The following is a 20,793-nucleotide window of genomic DNA, read 5'->3' as shown; positions in this document are numbered from 1 at the left end:
AAAGATGGCTAGATTACTTGCTGCTCAGAGGAGCAACGAAGGTTACAGCCATATCCCACGGCTGTTCAATCCATGTGTTCTGAGGGATGTCAACCACATAGTCATCAACTAATGGGCGGCCAGCCGGTTTGGCAAAGATAGTCACAAAATGTGCTTTCGGATACATATCGCGAATCGCTTTCGCGGTGCCACCAGTATCAACCAAATCATCAATCACGATAAAGCCTTCACCGTCGCCTTCTGCGCGTTTTAAGACTTTGAGATCACGTTGGTTATCATGGTCATAGCTAGAGATGCAAACGGTGTCTACATAACGAATACCCAGCTCACGCGCCAGAATACCAGCCGGTACTAACCCACCACGGCTCACCGCGATGATACCTTTCCATTGCTCGGCTGGCAGTAAACGCTGTGCCAGTTTGCGGGCGTGAATTTGCAACATATCCCAGGTAACGACGTATTTTTCGCTCATAAAGTGTAATCCCAGCCAGTATAGGAGTGGCTTGCCATGAATCAGAAGGGGAAAAAAGGTTGCGCGAGATTATAGAGAGCCAGCCGGATAAAAACCAGCAATTATCTGGCTAATTAATCAGGTTAGACGCAGTAAATGTGCTGCGATACGCGCGTAATGCTAATGAAAGTGATATTCTCAAACTATCTCGCCATCTTGATGGCGGTTTGTCATTACCCCTAAAATCTTTAGTCATCAACCCAATAGCCTCTTTGACATCCCCGTTGCGGGTTGTCGATATAAGAGTGCTATTACAGGAGACTTACAGTGTCTGAACTGTCTCAACTTTCGCCTCAGCCGTTGTGGGATATTTTCGCAAAAATCTGCTCTATCCCGCATCCGTCTTATCATGAAGAAGCGCTAGCACAACATATTATGACGTGGGCCAAGGAAAAAGGTCTGCACGCCGAGCGTGATCAGGTCGGTAATATCCTGCTGCGTAAACCTGCTACCAAAGGGATGGAGAATCGTAAGCCCGTGGCACTGCAAGCCCATCTGGATATGGTCCCGCAGAAGAATAATGATACGGTACATGACTTTACCAAAGATCCAATTCAACCTTATATCGACGGTGAATGGGTTAAAGCGCGTGGCACAACATTAGGTGCCGATAACGGCATTGGTATGGCCTCTGCACTGGCTGTGTTGTCTGACGATAGCGTCGAACACGGCCCGCTGGAAGTGCTGCTGACGATGACCGAAGAAGCCGGTATGGACGGTGCATTCGGTCTGCAACCGAACTGGTTAAAAGCCGATATTTTGATCAACACCGACTCCGAGCAAGAAGGTGAAATCTATATGGGTTGTGCCGGTGGCATTGATTTTATCACCACTCTGGCGCTGAAACGGGAAGCGATTCCTACCGGTTATCAGACGTTAAAGCTGACCATTAAGGGCCTGAAAGGCGGTCACTCTGGCGCTGATATCCATCTGGGATTAGGCAATGCCAATAAACTTCTCGCTCGTTTCCTGTTTGAACAGGCCAATGATTTAGACCTGCGAGTGTTGGATCTGAATGGCGGCACATTACGTAATGCTATCCCACGCGAAGGTTCTGTCACTCTGGCAATTGCCACAGATAAAGTCGATCAGTTGAAAGCGCGGAGCCAGGAGTATCTGGCAATACTGAAAAACGAATTAGCGGCAGTTGAAAAAAATCTGACTGTCTTGCTTGAGCCAGTATCTACTGATGCGAAGGCGCTGACAAAAGAGACTCAACAACGCTTGGTGGCATTATTGAATGCAACACCAAACGGTGTGATCCGCATGAGTGATGCGGTGAAAGGCGTGGTTGAAACCTCACTGAACGTGGGTGTGGTGACCATGAATGAAAACGAAGCAGAAATTATTTGCCTGATTCGTTCTCTGATCGACAGCGGCAAAGATTACGTAGTGAGCATGCTGACAGCAATTGGTCAGTTGGCTGGCGCGAAAACCTCGCCAAAAGGCGGCTATCCAGGCTGGCAGCCAGATCCTAGCTCACCTGTGATGGCATTGGTGCGGGAAACCTACGAAAAACTGTTTAACAAAACGCCAAATATTATGGTCATCCATGCGGGTCTGGAATGCGGTTTATTCAAAAAACCGTATCCAGATATGGACATGGTCTCCATTGGGCCAACCATGACTGGGCCACATTCACCAGATGAACAAGTTCATATCGAGAGTGTGGGTCAATATTGGCAGTTGTTGACTGCGCTGTTGAAAGCGATACCTGAGCGCGCATAATACGGGTCATATTTCGAGCCGCAGGGGCGTTGACTACCAGCAGTCAGCGCCTAGGGGTTCGCACTCCTACCGCTCGAATTATTTACTGTAGAGTGATAGTTAAAATGATGATGGTGGGTCTAACTGACCTGCCATTTTTTATGTCATTTACGGGCTATTCCCAACTCAGCAGCAATTGCCGCTCAAGTTGAGGGTCAAGTAACGTGACATGTAACCCGACCAGACGCACACCTCGCCCAGCTCGCCGTTCATTCCATGCTGCTCGTGCAACATGCAGTAAATCTTCTTTATTCAGTTTCGGCCAAACATGTTCTTGTGTCGTTTGCTGAAAATCATGAAACTTCAATTTTACCCCCTGCCGGGCAATATGCAGATCTGGCCGCACCTTACGTAAGCGAGTTTCCAGCTCCATATATAGCTGATCAATTAATGACTCACAGCTTTGCCAATCATGAATATCCTCGGCCAGAGTTCGCTCTACGCCGACAGATTTTCGCAAACGGTCTGGAGAAACTTGGCGCTCATCAATGCCGTGGCTGCGTTCCCACAATACATGGCCAAACTTACCAAAACGCTTTAACAATTCGGCTTGTGGATAGTTTTGTACATCACTGCACGTTATCAAACCCAGCTCTTGTAACTTGCCAGCCGTCACTTTACCCACTCCCGGAATTTTACTCAGCGGTAAGTTATGTAAAAAGGACGAAACCTTTTCCGGGGTTATCACATACTGACCATTAGGTTTATTTAAATCAGAGGCTATCTTGGCTAAAAACTTAATGGGGGCAACGCCAGCAGAAGCCGTCAGATTAAGCTCATCCGCAATAGATTGGCGAATTTCCTGTGCAATTAAGGTGGCTGAACCACTGCACGCCGAGCAATCAGACACATCAAGATAAGCCTCATCTAAGGACAGCGGTTCAATCAACGGAGTATAGCGAGCAAATATTTCGCGAATATGCAGCGAAGCTTCTTTATAGGCGGCCATTCGGCCAGGGATCACTCTAAGTTGTGGACACAATTTAAGTGCCATGGCGGTTGGCATCGCACTGCGCACACCAAAACGACGTGCCGGGTAATTAGCCGTGCTGATGACACCACGTCGATCCCGGCTACCACCAATGGCAATGGGGATATCACGCAAGCTAGGATCGTCGCGCATTTCGACTGCCGCGAAGAAGCAATCCATATCAATATGAATAATTTTTCGCATATTTACTCCCCCAATCAACCACTGTATAAGTATACAGCCAATGTGGGAGTATTCAAGATTATCCTAGGATCTGTTCATCCTTTTTCGACACGTTAAAAGACTCGAAGGGCAGTTGCGCTATAGCTTCAATCTCTAAAGCTAATCCATAATGCAAAGCAGGCACGGGTACGACGCAGCGCGCCGGTTTGTGTGGCCCCAGCCAGTCAGCATAAAGTGTATTAAAATCTGACCATAACGTGACATCACACAGATAAACACGCACCTGAATCAAATGATTTTTACTGCATCCACAATCAGCCAGTACCCCCTCGATATTGGCAAAAACCTGGCGAACCTGCATATCAAAAGGTTGGTTTGATAATGCCAGCCCTTGTGCTGTCACCGGCAGTTGACCAGAAAGATAGGCCATGCCTCCCACACAGACAGCATGGCTATAATGACCCGCCGGAGGCAGGCCCTGCGTAGCATTGATCAACACCCTCTCTGGCATCATCAAGCCTCTCCAATAAAAGTGGCCAAACGAGCTAAATCAACATTACCGCCAGAAAGAATCACCCCAACCCGCTTACCACGCAGATCAAGTTCGTCGCCAAAGGCCACCGCAGCACCTAAACAGCCCGTTGGTTCCACCACTATCTTCATTCGGCTAGTGAAAAACTTCATCGCCGAGATAAGCTGCTCGTCAGTCGCAGTCAGAATATTATCAACCCGCTCCTGAATGACGGGAAAGGTATAGTGACCCAACGCGGAGGTTTGTGCACCATCAGCAATCGTGACTGGCGTATCGATTTTAACAATTTTGCCACCACGGAAACTAAGTTGGCCATCGTTGCCTGCGGCCGGTTCTACACCAATAACCTGACAATTCGGATAGCGCGCTTTAGCAACCGTAGCACAGCCAGATAACAATCCCCCGCCCCCTAAAGGCACCAGCAGTACATCCAACTCGCCTACTTCGTCAAATAGCTCTTGTGCAGCCGTTCCTTGCCCTGCCATCACATCAGCATGGTCGTAAGGAGGAATTAAGGTTAGCCCTTGTTCTTGCGCAAGTTTATGACTAATGGCTTCACGATCTTCTCGATAACGGTCATACAGCACCACTTCACCACCATAGCCCCGGGTAGCGGCAATTTTGGCTGCGGGTGCATCTTTTGGCATAACGATAACGGCACGAATTCCCAACTTACGGGCAGACAAAGCAATAGCTTGTGCATGATTGCCCGAGGAAAAAGCAACAACCCCTTTAGCTTGCTGTTCTGGCGATAACTTCACTAGCGCGTTATAGGCACCGCGAAATTTAAATGCCCCCATATGCTGAAAATTTTCGCATTTAAAAAAAAGCTGCGCGCCCGTCATCTCATTGGCTGTGGCTGAAGTCAGCACCGGTGTTTTTAGTGCAAAACCAACAAGCCGCTGATGTGCTTGAACAATATCGTCATAACAGATTGCTAATGGGGCCATTTTCAGTTTCCTTCAGTCGGGAGATAGGTATAGACCGTAGAACGGGCAACACCCAGATTATTGGCAACGACAGTCTGTGCATTTTTCAGATCCATCAACCCCGCTTGGGCCAATTGACGGACAATTTCACGCCGCTGTGCCGGGTTTAGCGCGCGTGGAGTGGTATTGTGTGCCGCCGCGAATTGCTCCAGTTGGGTGCGTAGCATTTCAAGGCGGGGAGAGGCCAGAGACTCCTGGATTTCGGTTGGCGTGGTTTGTGTCAATTGCGACAAGCTGGCGCTAACGGCTGAAAACAAAGAGATATCCATATTGAGACAAAGTGCTCCAATGAACTCCCCTTTACTATTTTTCAGGCCAATTGATGTACTTTTTGCCGGTCGTCCATCAGGAAACTGGTTCGAATAATTGAGGATCACTTCAGGGAAATTAGGATCTGCAATGCGGCTCAAGCCCAGCTCAGTAGCGGGCTCACCCACTTCGCGACCAGATAAGTTGTTTGAAATCGCTGCGATGGCATGTTCAGGTTGCGTAAGGTCATGCAAAACAAATTCCACTAAGGGTGCAAACGTTTTACCCAGTGCCTCAACGATTTTTTTGCTCTCCCGTAACAGGAGTTGGTCTTCAGTTAGTTTCATTTGTGAAGTATTGTCATTTATTGACACTTTGTCAAATTCGTTATGTGAAAAGATACCCATAAAAAAAGCTGCACACGGCAGCTCTTTTTATTGAAATTACAGTAGCGAGAATTACTGAAGAATAGAACTTTTCAGGTTTTTATCGTGCTGATGACGCTCTAATGCCAGCTCAATAAGTTTAGTGATTAGCTCGGTAGAACCAACACCCGTGGCTCGCCACAATTTGGGATACATACTGATATTGGTGAAACCCGGTAAGGTATTTATTTCGTTGATAATAATGCGGTTATCTGGTGTTAAAAAGACATCAACCCGCGCCATACCACAGCATTCGAGAGCACGAAAAGCCGCTAATGCGACGCCACGAATCTGGTCACTGACTTCACTGTCTATTGCCGCAGGGATAACAACCTGTGCACCGGTTTCATTGATGTATTTTGTGTCATAGGAATAGAACTCGTCACTAATGACCACTTCACCACATAAACTGGCTTGCGGATTATCATTCCCCAAAATGGCACACTCAATCTCGCGGCCAACAATGGCCGACTCGACCAGCACTTTATGGTCAAAATCAAATGCAAATGCCACAGCCTGCTGGTATTCAGCCTCATTGCGAACCTTGCTCACTCCAACTGAAGAGCCTTGGTTCGCTGGCTTAATAAATAATGGCAAGCCAAGTTCTGCCGTGATCTGCTCAAAATTATAATGGCCTTTGTTCGCTCGTGTCAGGGTAATAAAAGGAGCAATATTCAGCCCGGCGTCACGCAGCAACCGCTTCGTGATATCTTTATCCATACTGACCGCTGAACCCACGACCCCTGATCCGACAAAAGGAATGTTCGCCATTCGTAGTAGACCCTGCAAGGAGCCATCCTCCCCTAATGTGCCATGCACAATAGGGAAAACAACATCTAACTGAGCCAATGCAGAGGCATTTTCAGCTGCGATAAGTTGTTGGCTGGTTTGCCCAGGAATCAAGGCTACATTTCGGTTTGAATGATTCAGGGAGATCAGTGCAGGATTTTCTGCATTTAGCAGGTAACTGGAAGCATCGTTAACATGCCATTGCCCTTGCTTATCAATACCTAAGAGCATCACATCAAATTTTTCTTTATCAATTGCCTCTACGATATTTTTTGCCGACTGCAATGACACTTCATGTTCAGCCGATTTACCGCCAAAAATCACACCAACCCGTAATTTCGACACACTACATTCCTTCTTAAAGACCGGGTACTGAAGGGGATGAGTACCCAATAAAATCAGACATCACACTAATACAAATTTTGCATACTTAACTAATGTTTTTTAAGATTTCTAAAGAATTTTCTCAAAACAAGGTAACAGTAGCTTAGAGTCATAATTATCCTAATCAAAATGCCACTTAATTCAAAAAATATCAGAATTGAATTCTGTTATTAGTATCAACACTCTTTTTATTATTTATTTTTAATAAAAAATCATTAAATTTGACATAGACGAAGACTATTATCTATATGATTGAAATCACCCTACAGAAAATCATTACCAATCAATGGATGGAAAATAAATACTATGCGAAATTATATAATGGCGACTCTATTACTCTCCGCAGCTTTTATCACAAATGCTCAATCAACGACATCAGCGCTACAATCTCCGCAAATTATCGCTCACCGTGGTGGAACGGGCGATGCTCCTGAAAACACTATACCCGCTATCAAAAAAGCGCTAGATAACGGTGCCGATGCAATCTGGATTACGCTGCAACTCTCAAAGGATAATATTCCAGTATTGTACCGCCCCTCTGATCTAAAAGAATTAACAGATAAGAGTGGTAAAGTTTCAGCCTATACAGCACAGCAACTTGCCCAAGCGAATGCCAGTATTGGCTACAATAAAAAACATAATATTACCTCGACATCGGATACACGCGTTGGTATTCCCACACTTGATGAAGTATTAAAAACATTTCCGACAACAACCTTTTACCTCGACATAAAATCCCCAGATGCAAACCCGGCAACATTCGCTAAAGCGCTACAAAAGACACTGACTGCGACGACTAAAGGTGAAGAAAACCGGTTAGACAGAACCCGGGTCTACTCAACGGACGATCACTATTTGGATGCACTGGATGTCGTCAATCAAGGCAATGACAACGCACATAAAATCCAGCGTTTTGAAAGCCGCGATTTTACTCGAACGCAGCTCGCTAATATCACTATGGACCATAAATGTGAATTACCAGCAGACAATAAAGAACGGTGGTATGGTTTGGAGTTACACCGCAAAGTCGAAGTTATCGAGAAATACACGTTGGGTGAGGGGCGGTCTAACGCCATATTAAGCTGGGACAAAGAAGCCGTTGATTGTTTCCGTAAAAATACTAATGCCCATATTATTTTCTTCGGTATTAATACACCTGAAGATTACAAGAAAGCGAAAGAGTTAGGTGCTAACGCTGTTATGGTTGATTCTCCCGCACTATTTAAAAAAATAGTTAACAATAACAGCCAATAATAGATTAACAGTGAACATTAGCTTATTGCTGAGTAAATAATTAAATGGCTTTTTATTAGAAATATCCCCTCAACCACCAATATTGGCCGAGGGGATATTTTAATGTCCAAGATTTATGGTATACCCATAAAATAATTCGGTAACTATAAAATACGATACTGATCCAGCGCCTTTTGACGTGCAGCCTCTTTTGCCAGCCGCTTTTTACGCGAATCACAAGGCTCGGGGCAATCACAGACTTTCTCCATCCCCAATGCCCCAATACCTCCGCAACTGCCCTGCAAGGTTTTACGTTTTACAATATAACCCAGTGACATCCCTACGATGACCAAGAGAAAAAAGACAAAGGATGCGATAAAAACAGTCAACATATCTTCTCCTATTAGGGCCGTTTTTGCAGATAAGGCTTGAACGACTCAGAGTGATGTTCCTCAAAACCTTCATCAGTTTTGACTATCATAAGCACGGGGATGCCCAATAAATTAGCGAGAGCCATTCCTCGCTCAGGGCCAAGAACACCTAATCCTGTCGATAAACCATCAGCTGTCATACAACTTGGGTCTAAAACTGTTATTGAGACTAAGCGGTGGTTAATCGGGCGGCCAGTTTCAGGATCAATGGTGTGAGAATAACGCACCCCCTCCTGCTCAAAGTAATTACGGTAATCCCCTGACGTTGCAATCGCCATACGCCCAGGTTCGATAATCTCTTGCGCACTCTGCGCGGAACCTGCGACAGGTTTCTCTATGGCTATGCGCCAAGGTTTGTTTTCCCCATTATTACCACGGGTTCGTACTTCACCACCAATATCAACCATATAATTATTGATATTTTGAGTTTCCAAATACTCGGCAACAACATCGACACCATAACCTTTAGCAATCGCAGAAAGATCAACATACAACTCAGGAATCCGTTTGACCAACGCACCTCTTTTTACAGCGAGCTTATCGATACCGACCCATTCCTGTCGTTTCGCAATCTCAGCATCGGTAGGGACAACATTGGGTCGCCCTTGTGGCCCAAATCCCCATAAATTAACTAGAGGACCAACAGTAACATCCAGCGCTCCATCGGTCAGGCGATTAATGCGGATAGCCTCGCGTACAACTTTGGCTGTCGCAGCTGAGACTGGGAACGGCGTATCCACTGCCTGACTTTTGTTGAAAAGACTTAATTCAGAATGGGGTCGATAAGTCGACATCTGGTCATTAACCTGCTCCAATTCCCGATCGATTTCCTGCTGTAATTTTTCAGGACTGGGTGCTGAAGAATCACTCACATACTTAATTGAGTATGTGGTGCCCATGGTTTTACCTTCGAGATTGATTTGCTCAGGGCCGCACCCGGTGAGTAGTAAAACCCCCGCTACCGCCATGAACCAATGCATAATATATCTGTGCACGATATCCTCAAATTATTGTGCCCCACTCAAACGTGAAGTTGCAGAATATTCACTGCAACACCACGTTCTTTGGGGATATCCTCACTTACCGTGAAAACTCAAGTGATAGCAAATCAACCACCGAAATCATCGAGCATAATATTTTCATCTTCTACACCAAGGTCTTTCAGCATCTTGATAACTGCCGCATTCATCATCGGTGGGCCACACATATAAAATTCACAATCTTCAGGGGCTGGATGATTTTTAAGATAATTTTCAAATAATACGTTATGAATGAAACCGGTATAGCCGGTCCAGTTATCCTCGGGTTGCGGATCAGACAACGCGACATGCCAACGGAAATTCTCATTCTCAGCCTGTAACTGGTCAAAATCTTCTTCATAGAACATTTCACGCCGTGAACGAGCGCCATACCAGAAACTGATTTTACGCTTCGAGTGTAGCCGTTTGAGCTGATCAAAAATATGTGAGCGCATAGGAGCCATACCGGCACCACCACCAATAAAGACCATCTCGGCATCAGTATCTTTGGCAAAAAACTCACCAAATGGCCCTGAAATAACCACCTTATCGCCGGGTTTCAGCGACCAAATATAGGAAGACATAATCCCCGGCGGAGCATCAGGAACGGACGGTGGCGGCGTGGCAATACGCACGTTAAGCATGATAATGCCACGCTCCTCCGGGTAGTTTGCCATGGAGTAAGCACGTACTGTCGGTTCAGTCACCACCGACTCAAATCGGAACAGATTGAATTTATCCCAATCACCACGATATTCCGCTGGTACATCAAAATCAGCATATTTCACGGTATGAGGTTCGGCCTCAATTTGAATAAACCCACCGGCACGGAATGGCACCACTTCACCATCAGGAATTTTTAGCTTCAGCTCTTTAATAAAAGTGGCTTTATTATCATTAGAGATAACTTCACATTCCCACTTTTTCACGCCAAAGATTTCTTCCGGTAATTCAATTTTCAGATTCTGCTTCACGCTAACTTGGCATGCCAGCCGACAGCCCTCTTTCGCTTCGCGCTTAGAAATATGAGAAAGCTCAGTTGGCAGAATATCGCCACCGCCTTCTTTAATTTTCACACGGCACTGCCCGCAAGAACCACCGCCACCACAAGCTGAAGATACGAAAATGCCATGGCTGGACAGCATATTGAGTAACTTATCCCCAGCCGGGGCTGTAAAACTTTTATCCGCGTCGTCATTAACTTCAATTGTAATATCACCTGTATTCACCAACTTAGATTTGGCAAATAAAATCATCACCGTCAATGCCAGCACGATAAGGGTGAACATCACTACGCCCAGAATTATTTCCATGAATTATTCCTGCCTTTATAGGTTCACACCGGAGAACGACATAAACCCTAATGCCATCAATCCGGTAGTGATAAAGGTGATCCCTAACCCCTGTAAGCCCGCGGGCACATTGGCATATTTCATTTTTTCGCGAATACCCGCCAGCGCGACAATCGCCAGCATCCACCCAATACCGGAACCAAAGCCATAAACAATAGATTCAGGGAAGTTGTAATCACGTTGCGCCATAAATGACACGCCGCCGAAGATGGCGCAGTTCACGGTGATCAGTGGCAGGAAAATGCCGAGAGCGTTATACAGTGCCGGGAAATATCTATCCAAGATCATCTCTAATACCTGCACAATGGCAGCGATAACCCCGATAAAGGTAATAAAGTTCAGGAAACTCAGGTCCACACCTTCAACTAAAGCGCCATCGCGCAGAACCAGGTTATAAACCAGATTGTTCGCGGGGACTGAAATACCTAATACCACGGTAACCGCAATGCCAAGGCCGAAAGCTGTGGAGACTTTCTTGGAAACCGCCAGAAAAGTACACATCCCCAGAAAGAAAGCTAACGCCATATTTTCGATAAACACTGCGCGGACAAACAGACTGATGTAATGTTCCATCGTCAATTACTCCTTCTCAATCTGCGCAGGTTTCAGAGTCCGCAGACCCCAAATCAGCATGCCAATAATAAAGAATGCACTTGGTGCTAACAGGAACAATCCATTCGGCTGATACCAACCGCCATTCTGGACACTTTCCAATACTGTTACACCAAACAATTTACCTGAGCCTATCAACTCACGAACAAAGCCGACAAGCACGAGTACCACCCCATAGCCCAAGCCGTTACCGATACCATCCATAAAGCTTTCAATCGGAGGGGATTTCATGGCATAGGCTTCTGCCCGCCCCATCACAATACAGTTAGTGATAATCAAGCCGACAAAGACTGATAACTGTTTGGATATCTCATAGGCATAAGCACGCAGGATCTGATCTACCACTATCACCAGTGAGGCAATAATCACCATTTGAACGATGATACGTACGCTGTTGGGAATATGATGACGAATCAGTGAGATGAAGAAACTGGAGAAAGCCGTTACCAAGGTAACCGCCAGTGTCATCACTAAAGCCGTTCCCAGTGTGGTGGTGACAGCCAATGCCGAACACACCCCAAGGATTTGTAATGCGATCGGGTTGTTATCAAATAACGGCCCGAATAAAACCCGTTTTATCTCTTTGCTATCAGCCATTTTTTAACGCTCCTTCGCGCACTTTTTTCAGGAACGGGCCAAAGCCGTTTTCACCAAGCCAAAAATCAAAGCTATTTTGTACCCCATTAGAGGTCAGTGTCGCACCCGACAAACCATCAATTGCATGGGGGTCATTAGCCGGAGCACGCCCTTTAACAATGCGAATAGCCGGTTGCCCTTGATCATCGAATAACCGTTTTCCAATCCACTGGTTACGCCAAATCGGGTTCTCAACTTCGCCCCCCAGCCCCGGAGTTTCGCCTTGGTCATAATAGGTAATACCACGTACTGTTTTGCCATCAGTATCAATAGCGACAAAGGCATACATCATTGACCACAAACCAGAACCATAAATCGGTAACACGATTTTGTTGATCTGCCCACTTTCAGCACGTACCAGATAAATTTCAACGATATTAGCTCGGCGACGAATGCCCGCAATATCCTGTGCTGGCGTCAGCGCAATACTCATTTGATTACTGCGCAGTGCGGCTGCACGATCAAATGTGGCCGGATCCTGTTGAATAAACTCCCCGCTTTGCAAATCCAACAAACGCGGCTCAATGCGCTCGGCAAATTCACGTTGGATCTCTTCTGCTGGCATTCTTGGTTGCAACAGACCCGCCACGGCCAAAATATTACGCTGCTTGTCCAGCAGACGCTGCTCTTGCTGCTTGGCCTTCAGGCCCACGGCGGCTCCCGCGACCACAACCGAACACACCAGACACAGCACAATCACCACCAGCAGTGTTTTGCCGATGCTGTCATTATTTCTTGGTTTATCATTCGCCACGGGCTTTCCTCCGCTTGATATTGGCCTGAACAACCACATAGTCGAACAATGGCGCAAACAGGTTAGCAAACAGAATTGCCAGCATCATTCCCTCCGGATAAGCCGGATTGGCCACGCGGATCAACACACACATCGCGCCGATTAAGCCGCCATACCACCATTTGCCTTTATTAGTAAAGGAAGCCGATACCGGATCAGTCGCCATAAAGATCATGCCGAAAGCGAAACCGCCGAGCACTAAATGCCAGTACCACGGCATAGCAAATAATGGATTAGTCGTGGAGCCAACCCAGTTAAACAGATAAGCCGTCGCCATCATGCCGATCATGACACCGGCAACAATGCGCCAAGATGCCACTCGACCAAAGAGGATAATGGCACCGCCAATCAGGATCATTAGTGTGGAAACTTCACCAATAGAACCGGGAATATTGCCGAGGAAAGCATCCATCCAAGTGATAGGTTGGCCACTGACTGTATTGACCAAGCTGTGGCTACCATTAACACTCCACTGCGATAAAGGCGTGGCGCCAGAGAAGCCATCCGCCGCAGTCCAAACTAAGTCACCCGAAATCTGAGCCGGATATGCAAAGAACAGGAAAGCACGCCCAGCCAGAGCTGGGTTGAGGAAGTTACGCCCAGTACCACCAAAAATCTCTTTACCAATCACCACCCCAAAAGAGATCCCTAGCGCCGCCTGCCATAAGGGCAACGTGGGCGGCACAATCAGGGAAAACAGAATCGAGGTAACAAAGAAACCTTCGTTAATTTCATGTTTGCGGATAATGGAAAAGACCACTTCCCAAAAACCACCCACCACGAATACCACGGCATAAATCGGCAGGAAATAGACGGCACCGAGCACCATCTTGCTAACCCAACCGGCATCGGGTGCCAGTGATGCGCCCAAGAGTTGTGCCAGCCGATAATGCCAATCACTGGCGATAATCTGTTGTAGTTCTGCTCCGCTGTAGAGTTGGTTTAAGGCCGGGATCGCTTGCCCCCCGACGTTATACATCCCCCAGAACATGGCAGGGAATACCGCCAGCCACACCAAAATCATCATCCGTTTCAGGTCGATGGCATCTCGAACGTGAGAAGCACCGGGTGTCACTTTACCCTGCGTATAAAAAATAGTGGCAGCAGCTTCATACAGCGGATAATACTTCTCGAGTTTTCCACCCGCTTCAAAGTGATGCTCTATTTTCTCAAGAAAACTTTTCAGGCCCATCAGTTATCCTTCCTGCTCAATCTTGGTCAGTATGTCACGCAATACCGGCCCATATTCATACTTACCCGGGCAGACAAATGTACACAGAGCCAAATCCTCTTCGTCTAACTCCAGACAACCCAACGCTTGTGCGCTGTCGGTATCGCCGGACAACAAATCACGCAGCAAATGGGTAGCCAAAATATCCAGCGGCATCACTCGCTCATAATTGCCAATTGGTACCATAGCGCGCTCCCCGCCGTGCATATCGGTGGAGAAGGCAAACAGTTTGCGTTTGAAAAAGTGCCCCAGAGTCGTCCGGGTAATTGAATATTTATCGCGCCCTGGCATCACCCAACCGAATAGCTCTTTTTCTCGCCCTTCGCGGATAACAGACACCTGCTGATGAAAGCGCCCCAGATAACCATGCGTTGCCGAGAAAGCCGTACCGCTGAGTACCGAACCGGAGATAATACGGTTATCTCCTTCTTTCAGTCGACCAGCCGTCAGTTCAGATAAGCTGGCACCAACACGTGTGCGCAGTAAAATTGGTTGGATTACTTGGGGGCCTGCCAGTGCGATGATGCGGTCAGTACACAACTCACCACGGGTGAACAATTTACCGATGGCAATGACATCCTGATACCCCACGTGCCAGACAATTTTTTTCAGGCTCACCGGTTCAAGGAAATGAATGTGAGTACCAACCAACCCCGCAGGATGCGGGCCGGAGAACTCATTGTAAGTCACCTGCGCATTCTGATGACTCGTTGCCACTTGCCCTGGCGCATGACACACATGAACTTTGCCATCGGTCAGACGCGTTAATACGGTTAGCCCTTGGTTGAAGGCATCGGCTTCAGTGGCAATAATTACACGCGGATCGGCTGCCAGAGGTTGTGTATCCATCGCGCTGACAAAAATAGCCCGCGGGCGGCTCCCTGGAACTGGGGTTTTGCTGAAAGGCCGCGTGCGCAGTGCCGTCCATAAACCAGACGCCAGCAAATGCTGTTGTACCTGTTCATTGCTCAGTTGATTGAGGTCTGCTTCATCATAATGTTCGAAAGGAATTTGCTCATCCCCTTCAATCTCAATCACGACCGATTGCAAAACACGGCGCTCACCACGATTGATAGCACTGACCTTGCCACTAGCAGGGGCGGTAAATAGCACGCCTGGATTCTTTTTGTCTTCAAACAGCGGTTGGCCTTTCTTAACCCAATCGCCTTCGTGTACCAACATTGAGGGGCGCATGCCCACATATTCTTCACCAAGCAAGGCGACATGGTGAATCGCTGGACCGTCCTCTATCACTTGTGCAGGTACTCCCGCGATAGGGAGGTCAAGTCCTTTCTTTATTTTAATCATAGGGTTGAACAACTTTATTAGTTATATCAAATGCTGTACTTAGCCCAGAGCGTACAGCCACGCAAGGAGTTGAGACTTTCATGGTTCTGTTAAACGACGGATTAATACTTAGTCGATTAGATATACAAGAATATCGGCAGAAAAAGCCCGATAATTAATGCGGCCCCCATATTAAATGTTATCTAAACCAATAATAGCAGGAAGAGTCATTAATTGAGCAGGTCCCAGCCGCGGGCAATTCTAGCATTTCCATCTCGCACTGTCTGACAAATGCAGTGACTTGAGTCAAGCAAACATAAATAATTTGCTGCTAAATTTTGTATGTATTCGGTAAAATCGTGTCATTAATTCATCTTTACCGACTTTGTATTTATTTTATACAAAACATATATTGCTAAAAATTTTCTGGCTGATAATCTGCGCCTATAAATCAGAAGAAGTCAGTGGCATCTATAAATATAAGTAGGAATAATAAATGCGCAAAATCACGCCGTTTTTTGCGATGATAATGTTTGCGGTGATAATTTGCTTGCCTGCGGTATCCTTCAACAGCTCGGCCAGTGAGCCTGTCGCGGTATCCAAAGAGCTAAAACAGCAATTACTAGGGTCATCGGTCTATATTCAGATCTTCAAAGAAGAACGCACTTTGGAATTATATGCCAAGCTGCAAGGCGAGTATCGTTTGGTACAAAGCTATCGCATCTGCGAATTCTCAGGTGGCCTTGGCCCGAAACGCCGTGAAGGCGATTTTAAGAGCCCAGAAGGTTTTTACAGCATTGATATGCGCCATTTAAAACCTGACAGTAAGTTTTACCGGGCAATCAATATCGGCTTCCCAAATGATTATGATAAGTCGCAAGGTTACTCAGGGAAATATCTGATGATCCACGGCGCTTGCAAATCAATCGGCTGTTATGCGATGACGGATGCCTATATGGACGAGATATTTAACTACGTGCAAACGGCATTTATCTTCGGCCAAGAAAAAGTAGATATCAGTATCTATCCATTTCGCATGACCGAACAAAATATGCAACGTCACCGTAATTCTTCAGATTACAACTTCTGGCGCCAATTGCAGCCGGGATATGCGTATTTTGCCAAAAACCGGATGCCACCATCGGTTGCCGTAATAAACGGGCAGTATGTCTTAAGCCGCCCTCCGGTCTCCAGCGAACCTGCATCCCAGTACGCACTGAGCAAACCAGGCTCTATGCTCCAATCAGATTCGCTCGCCAAAACAGAATAATGCAAACTCACCTGGTGCAATTTTGTGCCAGGTTTCATTACCAGTAAGCGGCTGAGTGGCAATCACGGTGACCACGTCTTTAGGTGTGGTTTGACGCTGAAAATCGATTTCAACATCTTGGTCCAGCAAAGTCGCTTTACCAAAAGGTGCACGGCGGGTTATCCAATATAGATTGGTGGAACAGAATGCCATCACAAAACGTCCATCCGACAGCAACATATTAAACACCCCTTTCGCCCGCAATTGTTCACATAACGTACCAATATAGCGGAATACCGCAGGCCAGTTACTGGGGGTGCGCGGGTAGCGTTTTGCTAATTGATTAAGCAACCAGCAGAAAGCATATTCGCTGTCAGTTTGGCCAATAGGGCGGAAAGTACCGGTATCTAGTTGGCGATAACCCTTAAGTTGGCCGTTATGGGCATAAGTCCAGTTACGCCCCCACATTTCACGAGTAAAAGGATGGGTATTTTCTAACGCGACTTCGCCCCGGTTTGCCTGACGAATATGGGAAATTACCGCGCAGGATTTTATAGGGTAATCCTGCACTAATCTGGCAATGGGAGAATTAAAACTGGGTTGGGGATCTTTAAACGTACGGCAACCATTACCTTCATAGAAAGTAATCCCCCAGCCATCTTTGTGTGGCCCTGTCCCGCCGCCTCGTTGCACTAGGCCGGTAAAACTAAAGCAAATATCCGTAGGAACATTTGCGCTCATCCCGAGCAATTCGCACATACATTCCTCCTTCTTATTCCCTCCATCTTGAAAGATGAAGGGGATAAATTACGGCCAATAACTCACTCTATCTAACTCAGGATTTTACCATCTCTTTTTCAATCAACTGAATCAAGATATGAATCGCTTTGATATGAATTTCCTGAATACGATCAGCATAACCGAAATGAGGAACCCGGATTTCGATATCCGCAGTGCCTGCCATTTTGCCGCCATCTTTACCTGTCAGAGTGATGACTTTCATGCCTTTGGCGCGAGCAGCTTCAATTGCCTTGATGATATTACCTGAATTACCGGAAGTTGAAATGCCCAACAGCACATCACCTTCGCGACCCACAGCTTCAACATAGCGAGAGAAAACATAGTCATAACCAAAGTCATTACTGACGCAAGAGAGATGGCTAACATCAGAAATAGCAATCGCCGGATAACCCGGGCGATTTTCACGGTAGCGGCCCGTTAACTCTTCGGCAAAATGCATGGCATCACAATGGGAACCGCCATTGCCACATGACAATACCTTACCGCCCGCTTTAAAAGAGTCCGCCAGTAATACGGCTGCGCGCTGGATGGCATCGATATTGGCATCATCTTTCAGAAAGTTTGCCAGCGTGGTTGCTGCTTCGTTCAGTTCACTACGGATTAAATCGTGGTACATGGGAGCCTCTTTAATAGTCCTATGGCATCAATGTTCTTCCTGCGCCAGTGTACCGGATAGCACAAACAGCGAGAAGTACTGTAATGAATTAGCCAAACAGCAATGACATCGATGGGGCTATTTGGGCGCTTAATGAGAACAATTTGTGAAGTAAGTTGTAAATGACATGTAATGGTATTGATAAATAGAATGAGATGAACTACAACAAATGTATCACTCAACAGGTCAGACCTCCTACATCTCAGGAGCTTCATTATGATGGTTCTTAGCATTATTGCCTTGCTGGTTCTTATTGGTGTGTTGTTCTATCACCGGGTGAACCTCTATCTCAGTAGTTTGATTTTGGTGGTTTACGCCGCTGCCATGGGGGCCGCACAGTTATGGTCATATTGGGCATTATTGCCGATAGTGATTGTTCTGTTACCTCTGACACTAACCCCTCTGCGCCAATCCCTATTTTCCGCCCCAGCATTGCGCATGTTCCGAAAAGTCATGCCTGCGATGTCGCGCACCGAAAAAGAGGCGATTGATGCAGGCACAACTTGGTGGGAAGGTGATTTATTTCAGGGTCAACCTGACTGGAAAAAATTACACAACTATCCAAAACCGCAATTAACCGCGGAAGAACAAGCCTTTATCGACGGCCCGGTTGAAGAAGCGTGCCGCATGGCAAATGATTTCCAGATTACGCATGAATTGGCTGATTTACCGCCTGAGCTGTGGGATTATCTGAAAGAGAATCGCTTCTTTGCGATGATCATTAAGAAAGAGTATGGCGGTCTTGAGTTCTCTGCTTATGCTCAGGCCCGAGTACTACAAAAACTCTCCGGAGTCTCCGGTATCTTGGCTATCACCGTTGGTGTACCTAACTCTCTCGGCCCCGGTGAATTGCTGCAACACTACGGTACTGAAGAGCAAAAAAATCATTATTTACCGGGACTGGCCCGTGGCGATGAGATCCCTTGTTTTGCCTTGACCAGCCCGGAGGCCGGTTCAGATGCCGGCGCCATTCCAGATACCGGCACTGTGTGTATGGGTGAATGGCAAGGTAAACAGGTGCTGGGCATGCGCCTGACTTGGAACAAACGCTATATTACTCTGGCCCCTATTGCCACCGTGCTTGGGCTCGCCTTTAAGCTATCTGACCCTGAGCATCTGTTGGGTGAAACCGTTGATTTAGGCATTACCTGTGCGCTTATCCCGACCAACACCCCAGGGGTTGAAATCGGCCATCGTCACTTCCCACTGAATGTGCCATTCCAAAACGGTCCGACACGCGGCAATGATATCTTTGTTCCTATTGATTACATTATTGGCGGGCCGAAAATGGCCGGTCAAGGCTGGCGGATGCTGGTGGAATGTCTGTCTGTCGGCCGTGGCATCACATTGCCATCCAACGCCACAGGCAGCCTGAAAAGTGTGGCAATGGGGATCGGCGCTTACGCCTATATACGTCGGCAGTTCAAGATCTCAATCGGTAAAATGGAGGGGATTGAAGAGCCATTAGCGCGCATTGCCGGTAATGCCTATGTGATGGATGCTGCGGCGACCTTAATTACCAGCGGTATTATGCTGGGCGAGAAACCCGCCGTGTTGTCCGCCATTGTTAAATATCATTGTACCCACCGAGGTCAGCGCGCAGTGATGGATGCGATGGATATCGCCGGAGGCAAAGGTATCTGCCTTGGCCCAGCTAACTTTGTCGCTCGTGGTTATCAAGGTGCCCCGATTGGTATTACGGTGGAAGGCGCTAACATACTGACTCGTAGCATGATTATCTTCGGTCAGGGCGCTATTCGTTGTCATCCGTTCGTGCTGGACGAAATGGCCGCCGCGCAATCCAATGATGTTTCCGCATTTGATAAAGCCCTGTTTGGCCACTTGGGCCATGTGGGTAGTAGCAAAGTTCGCAGCTTCTGGTTGGGGCTGACTAATGGCCGTACTAGTGCGACACCGGTCAAAGACAGTACACGCCGTTATTACCAGCACCTGAACCGGCTGAGTGCCAACTTGGCTTTGATGTCCGATGTTTCAATGGGCGTGCTGGGTGGCAGTCTGAAGCGTCGTGAGCGAATTTCAGCTCGCTTAGGGGATATTCTCAGCCAAATGTATCTGGCTTCAGCCACACTGAAACGCTATGAAGATGAAGGCCGTCAGAAAGAAGATTTGCCACTGGTACACTGGGGCGTGCAGGATGCCCTAAATCAGGCTGAAATTGCACTGGATGATTTACTGCGTAACTTCCCGAACAAATTCATTGCGGGCGTCATGCGGTTCGGGATCTTCCCACTTGGCCGGGTACATAAGGCACCGTCAGACCGACTGGATCACCAGTTAGCCCAGTTGCTACAAGTGCCATCAGCAACCCGCAGCCGTATTGGCCGTGGTCAATATCTGACACCAAGTGAGTTCAACCCGGTGGGCTTACTGGAAGCGGCGTTGCAAGATGTTATCGCGGCCGAGCCAATTCATAAACGCTTGAGTAAAGAAGCGGGCAAGAGTTTGCCATTTACTCGCCTAGATATGCTGGCAAAACGCGCATTGTCAGAAGGTAAAATCAATGCCGAAGAAGCCGCCATATTGACTAAAGCAGAAGAGAGTCGTCTACGTTCTATTAATGTCGATGAGTTTGAAGCGGATGCTCTGGCGGTTAAACCCGCCGTAAAGCAACCGACTAAACCACGACATACTGAAGCAGCCTAATTTTTGTCTTATTGATGTGTGTGTCTAACTG

Annotated in this window: 20 protein-coding genes; 4 read left to right on the top strand and 16 right to left on the bottom strand. The window is 47.1% G+C overall.

What is annotated here, in order from left to right:
• Nucleotides 1–13: 13 nt before the first annotated feature.
• Entirely contained in the window at nt 14–472 is a 459-nt protein-coding gene (gene gpt / locus HUZ92_RS10480) for a xanthine phosphoribosyltransferase (RefSeq protein ID WP_004707460.1), read from the bottom strand.
• A 306-nt stretch (nt 473–778) separates the two neighbouring features.
• On the opposite strand from gpt, the gene pepD reads away from it, so the two are divergent.
• Nucleotides 779–2,239, top strand: coding sequence for a beta-Ala-His dipeptidase (gene pepD, locus HUZ92_RS10475; protein WP_145579577.1), 1,461 nt, complete (start codon nt 779–781; stop codon nt 2,237–2,239).
• Between the two features lie 154 nt (nt 2,240–2,393).
• Here the strand turns inward: pepD and dinB are convergent, their stop codons facing one another.
• The 5 genes from dinB to ddlA form a co-directional block, all read right to left on the bottom strand.
• Nucleotides 2,394–3,452, bottom strand: a complete 1,059-nt coding sequence (dinB, locus tag HUZ92_RS10470) for a DNA polymerase IV (protein ID WP_050101613.1) — start codon at nt 3,450–3,452, stop codon at nt 2,394–2,396.
• A 58-nt stretch (nt 3,453–3,510) separates the two neighbouring features.
• Nucleotides 3,511–3,945, bottom strand: a complete 435-nt coding sequence (locus tag HUZ92_RS10465) for a RidA family protein (RefSeq protein ID WP_074006909.1) — start codon at nt 3,943–3,945, stop codon at nt 3,511–3,513.
• Complete coding sequence (locus HUZ92_RS10460) at nt 3,945–4,913, bottom strand: threo-3-hydroxy-L-aspartate ammonia-lyase (protein ID WP_050139940.1); 969 nt, start codon at nt 4,911–4,913, stop codon at nt 3,945–3,947. The genes HUZ92_RS10465 and HUZ92_RS10460 overlap by 1 nt, the downstream gene beginning before the upstream one ends.
• Before the next feature lie 2 nt (nt 4,914–4,915).
• Nucleotides 4,916–5,548, bottom strand: a complete 633-nt coding sequence (locus HUZ92_RS10455; protein WP_050139941.1) for a helix-turn-helix transcriptional regulator — start codon at nt 5,546–5,548, stop codon at nt 4,916–4,918.
• Between the two features lie 111 nt (nt 5,549–5,659).
• Entirely contained in the window at nt 5,660–6,760 is a 1,101-nt protein-coding gene (ddlA, locus tag HUZ92_RS10450) for a D-alanine--D-alanine ligase (protein ID WP_145579576.1), read from the bottom strand.
• 345 nt (nt 6,761–7,105) lie between these two features.
• Between ddlA and HUZ92_RS10445 the strand changes: the two genes are divergently transcribed.
• On the top strand, nt 7,106–8,053 hold the full coding sequence (locus HUZ92_RS10445; protein WP_128451627.1) for a glycerophosphodiester phosphodiesterase family protein: 948 nt from the start codon (nt 7,106–7,108) through the stop codon (nt 8,051–8,053).
• A 143-nt stretch (nt 8,054–8,196) separates the two neighbouring features.
• On the opposite strand, the gene nqrM is transcribed toward HUZ92_RS10445, so the two are convergent.
• The 8 genes from nqrM to HUZ92_RS10405 form a co-directional block, all read right to left on the bottom strand.
• Nucleotides 8,197–8,424 (bottom strand): (Na+)-NQR maturation NqrM, encoded by a 228-nt coding sequence (gene nqrM, locus HUZ92_RS10440; protein WP_050101622.1) that lies wholly within the window; start codon nt 8,422–8,424, stop codon nt 8,197–8,199.
• An 11-nt stretch (nt 8,425–8,435) separates the two neighbouring features.
• Nucleotides 8,436–9,443 carry an FAD:protein FMN transferase gene (locus HUZ92_RS10435; protein WP_050139943.1) on the bottom strand — a complete coding sequence of 336 codons (1,008 nt, stop codon included), beginning with the start codon at nt 9,441–9,443 and terminating at the stop codon, nt 8,436–8,438.
• 128 nt (nt 9,444–9,571) lie between these two features.
• Entirely contained in the window at nt 9,572–10,795 is a 1,224-nt protein-coding gene (gene nqrF, locus HUZ92_RS10430; RefSeq protein ID WP_050101626.1) for an NADH:ubiquinone reductase (Na(+)-transporting) subunit F, read from the bottom strand.
• 15 nt (nt 10,796–10,810) lie between these two features.
• Nucleotides 10,811–11,407, bottom strand: coding sequence for an NADH:ubiquinone reductase (Na(+)-transporting) subunit E (gene nqrE / locus HUZ92_RS10425; protein ID WP_050101628.1), 597 nt, complete (start codon nt 11,405–11,407; stop codon nt 10,811–10,813).
• 6 nt (nt 11,408–11,413) lie between these two features.
• Nucleotides 11,414–12,043, bottom strand: a complete 630-nt coding sequence (locus HUZ92_RS10420; RefSeq protein WP_050101630.1) for an NADH:ubiquinone reductase (Na(+)-transporting) subunit D — start codon at nt 12,041–12,043, stop codon at nt 11,414–11,416.
• The gene (locus tag HUZ92_RS10415; RefSeq protein WP_050101632.1) at nt 12,036–12,836 is read right to left on the bottom strand and encodes a Na(+)-translocating NADH-quinone reductase subunit C; all 801 of its coding nucleotides are present in this window, start codon (nt 12,834–12,836) and stop codon (nt 12,036–12,038) included. The genes HUZ92_RS10420 and HUZ92_RS10415 overlap by 8 nt, the downstream gene beginning before the upstream one ends.
• Nucleotides 12,826–14,067, bottom strand: a complete 1,242-nt coding sequence (locus HUZ92_RS10410; protein WP_050101634.1) for an NADH:ubiquinone reductase (Na(+)-transporting) subunit B — start codon at nt 14,065–14,067, stop codon at nt 12,826–12,828. Before HUZ92_RS10410 ends, HUZ92_RS10415 begins: the two co-directional genes overlap by 11 nt.
• A gap of 3 nt (nt 14,068–14,070) precedes the next feature.
• On the bottom strand, nt 14,071–15,414 hold the full coding sequence (locus HUZ92_RS10405) for a Na(+)-translocating NADH-quinone reductase subunit A (RefSeq protein ID WP_050101636.1): 1,344 nt from the start codon (nt 15,412–15,414) through the stop codon (nt 14,071–14,073).
• A gap of 475 nt (nt 15,415–15,889) precedes the next feature.
• Here HUZ92_RS10405 and dpaA point away from each other — a divergent pair, with 475 nt between their 5' ends.
• On the top strand, nt 15,890–16,663 hold the full coding sequence (dpaA, locus tag HUZ92_RS10400; protein WP_050296051.1) for a peptidoglycan meso-diaminopimelic acid protein amidase: 774 nt from the start codon (nt 15,890–15,892) through the stop codon (nt 16,661–16,663).
• On the opposite strand, the gene HUZ92_RS10395 is transcribed toward dpaA, so the two are convergent.
• Together HUZ92_RS10395 and lpcA are read right to left on the bottom strand one after the other, a co-directional pair.
• The gene (locus tag HUZ92_RS10395; RefSeq protein ID WP_145579575.1) at nt 16,637–17,401 is read right to left on the bottom strand and encodes a class II glutamine amidotransferase; all 765 of its coding nucleotides are present in this window, start codon (nt 17,399–17,401) and stop codon (nt 16,637–16,639) included. The two genes, dpaA and HUZ92_RS10395, sit on opposite strands and share 27 nt — an antisense overlap.
• A gap of 76 nt (nt 17,402–17,477) precedes the next feature.
• The gene (lpcA, locus tag HUZ92_RS10390) at nt 17,478–18,059 is read right to left on the bottom strand and encodes a D-sedoheptulose 7-phosphate isomerase (RefSeq protein ID WP_050101642.1); all 582 of its coding nucleotides are present in this window, start codon (nt 18,057–18,059) and stop codon (nt 17,478–17,480) included.
• A gap of 255 nt (nt 18,060–18,314) precedes the next feature.
• On the opposite strand from lpcA, the gene fadE reads away from it, so the two are divergent.
• The gene (gene fadE / locus HUZ92_RS10385) at nt 18,315–20,762 is read left to right on the top strand and encodes an acyl-CoA dehydrogenase FadE (protein ID WP_145579574.1); all 2,448 of its coding nucleotides are present in this window, start codon (nt 18,315–18,317) and stop codon (nt 20,760–20,762) included.
• Nucleotides 20,763–20,793 lie beyond the last annotated feature (31 nt).

Source organism: Yersinia vastinensis (assembly GCF_902726565.1).
In the GTDB taxonomy this organism is placed as follows: domain Bacteria; phylum Pseudomonadota; class Gammaproteobacteria; order Enterobacterales; family Enterobacteriaceae; genus Yersinia; species Yersinia vastinensis.
Note: the sequence above shows the minus strand (reverse complement) of the source record. Positions and strands in the feature narration are given on the sequence as shown.

Excerpts from the sequence above, each read along its gene's own strand:
- dinB (WP_050101613.1), bottom strand. The coding sequence starts at position 3,452 with ATGCGAAAAATTATTCATATTGATATGGATTGCTTCTTCGCGGCAGTC.
- HUZ92_RS10460 (WP_050139940.1), bottom strand. The coding sequence starts at position 4,913 with ATGGCCCCATTAGCAATCTGTTATGACGATATTGTTCAAGCACATCAG.
- nqrE (WP_050101628.1), bottom strand. The coding sequence starts at position 11,407 with ATGGAACATTACATCAGTCTGTTTGTCCGCGCAGTGTTTATCGAAAAT.
- HUZ92_RS10435 (WP_050139943.1), bottom strand. The coding sequence starts at position 9,443 with ATGCATTGGTTCATGGCGGTAGCGGGGGTTTTACTACTCACCGGGTGC.
- HUZ92_RS10465 (WP_074006909.1), bottom strand. The coding sequence starts at position 3,945 with ATGATGCCAGAGAGGGTGTTGATCAATGCTACGCAGGGCCTGCCTCCG.
- HUZ92_RS10395 (WP_145579575.1), bottom strand. The coding sequence starts at position 17,401 with ATGTGCGAATTGCTCGGGATGAGCGCAAATGTTCCTACGGATATTTGC.
- dpaA (WP_050296051.1), top strand. The coding sequence starts at position 15,890 with ATGCGCAAAATCACGCCGTTTTTTGCGATGATAATGTTTGCGGTGATA.
- HUZ92_RS10410 (WP_050101634.1), bottom strand. The coding sequence starts at position 14,067 with ATGGGCCTGAAAAGTTTTCTTGAGAAAATAGAGCATCACTTTGAAGCG.
- lpcA (WP_050101642.1), bottom strand. The coding sequence starts at position 18,059 with ATGTACCACGATTTAATCCGTAGTGAACTGAACGAAGCAGCAACCACG.
- HUZ92_RS10420 (WP_050101630.1), bottom strand. The coding sequence starts at position 12,043 with ATGGCTGATAGCAAAGAGATAAAACGGGTTTTATTCGGGCCGTTATTT.
- HUZ92_RS10455 (WP_050139941.1), bottom strand. The coding sequence starts at position 5,548 with ATGAAACTAACTGAAGACCAACTCCTGTTACGGGAGAGCAAAAAAATC.
- fadE (WP_145579574.1), top strand. The coding sequence starts at position 18,315 with ATGATGGTTCTTAGCATTATTGCCTTGCTGGTTCTTATTGGTGTGTTG.
- nqrM (WP_050101622.1), bottom strand. The coding sequence starts at position 8,424 with ATGTTGACTGTTTTTATCGCATCCTTTGTCTTTTTTCTCTTGGTCATC.
- nqrF (WP_050101626.1), bottom strand. The coding sequence starts at position 10,795 with ATGGAAATAATTCTGGGCGTAGTGATGTTCACCCTTATCGTGCTGGCA.
- HUZ92_RS10405 (WP_050101636.1), bottom strand. The coding sequence starts at position 15,414 with ATGATTAAAATAAAGAAAGGACTTGACCTCCCTATCGCGGGAGTACCT.
- HUZ92_RS10445 (WP_128451627.1), top strand. The coding sequence starts at position 7,106 with ATGCGAAATTATATAATGGCGACTCTATTACTCTCCGCAGCTTTTATC.
- gpt (WP_004707460.1), bottom strand. The coding sequence starts at position 472 with ATGAGCGAAAAATACGTCGTTACCTGGGATATGTTGCAAATTCACGCC.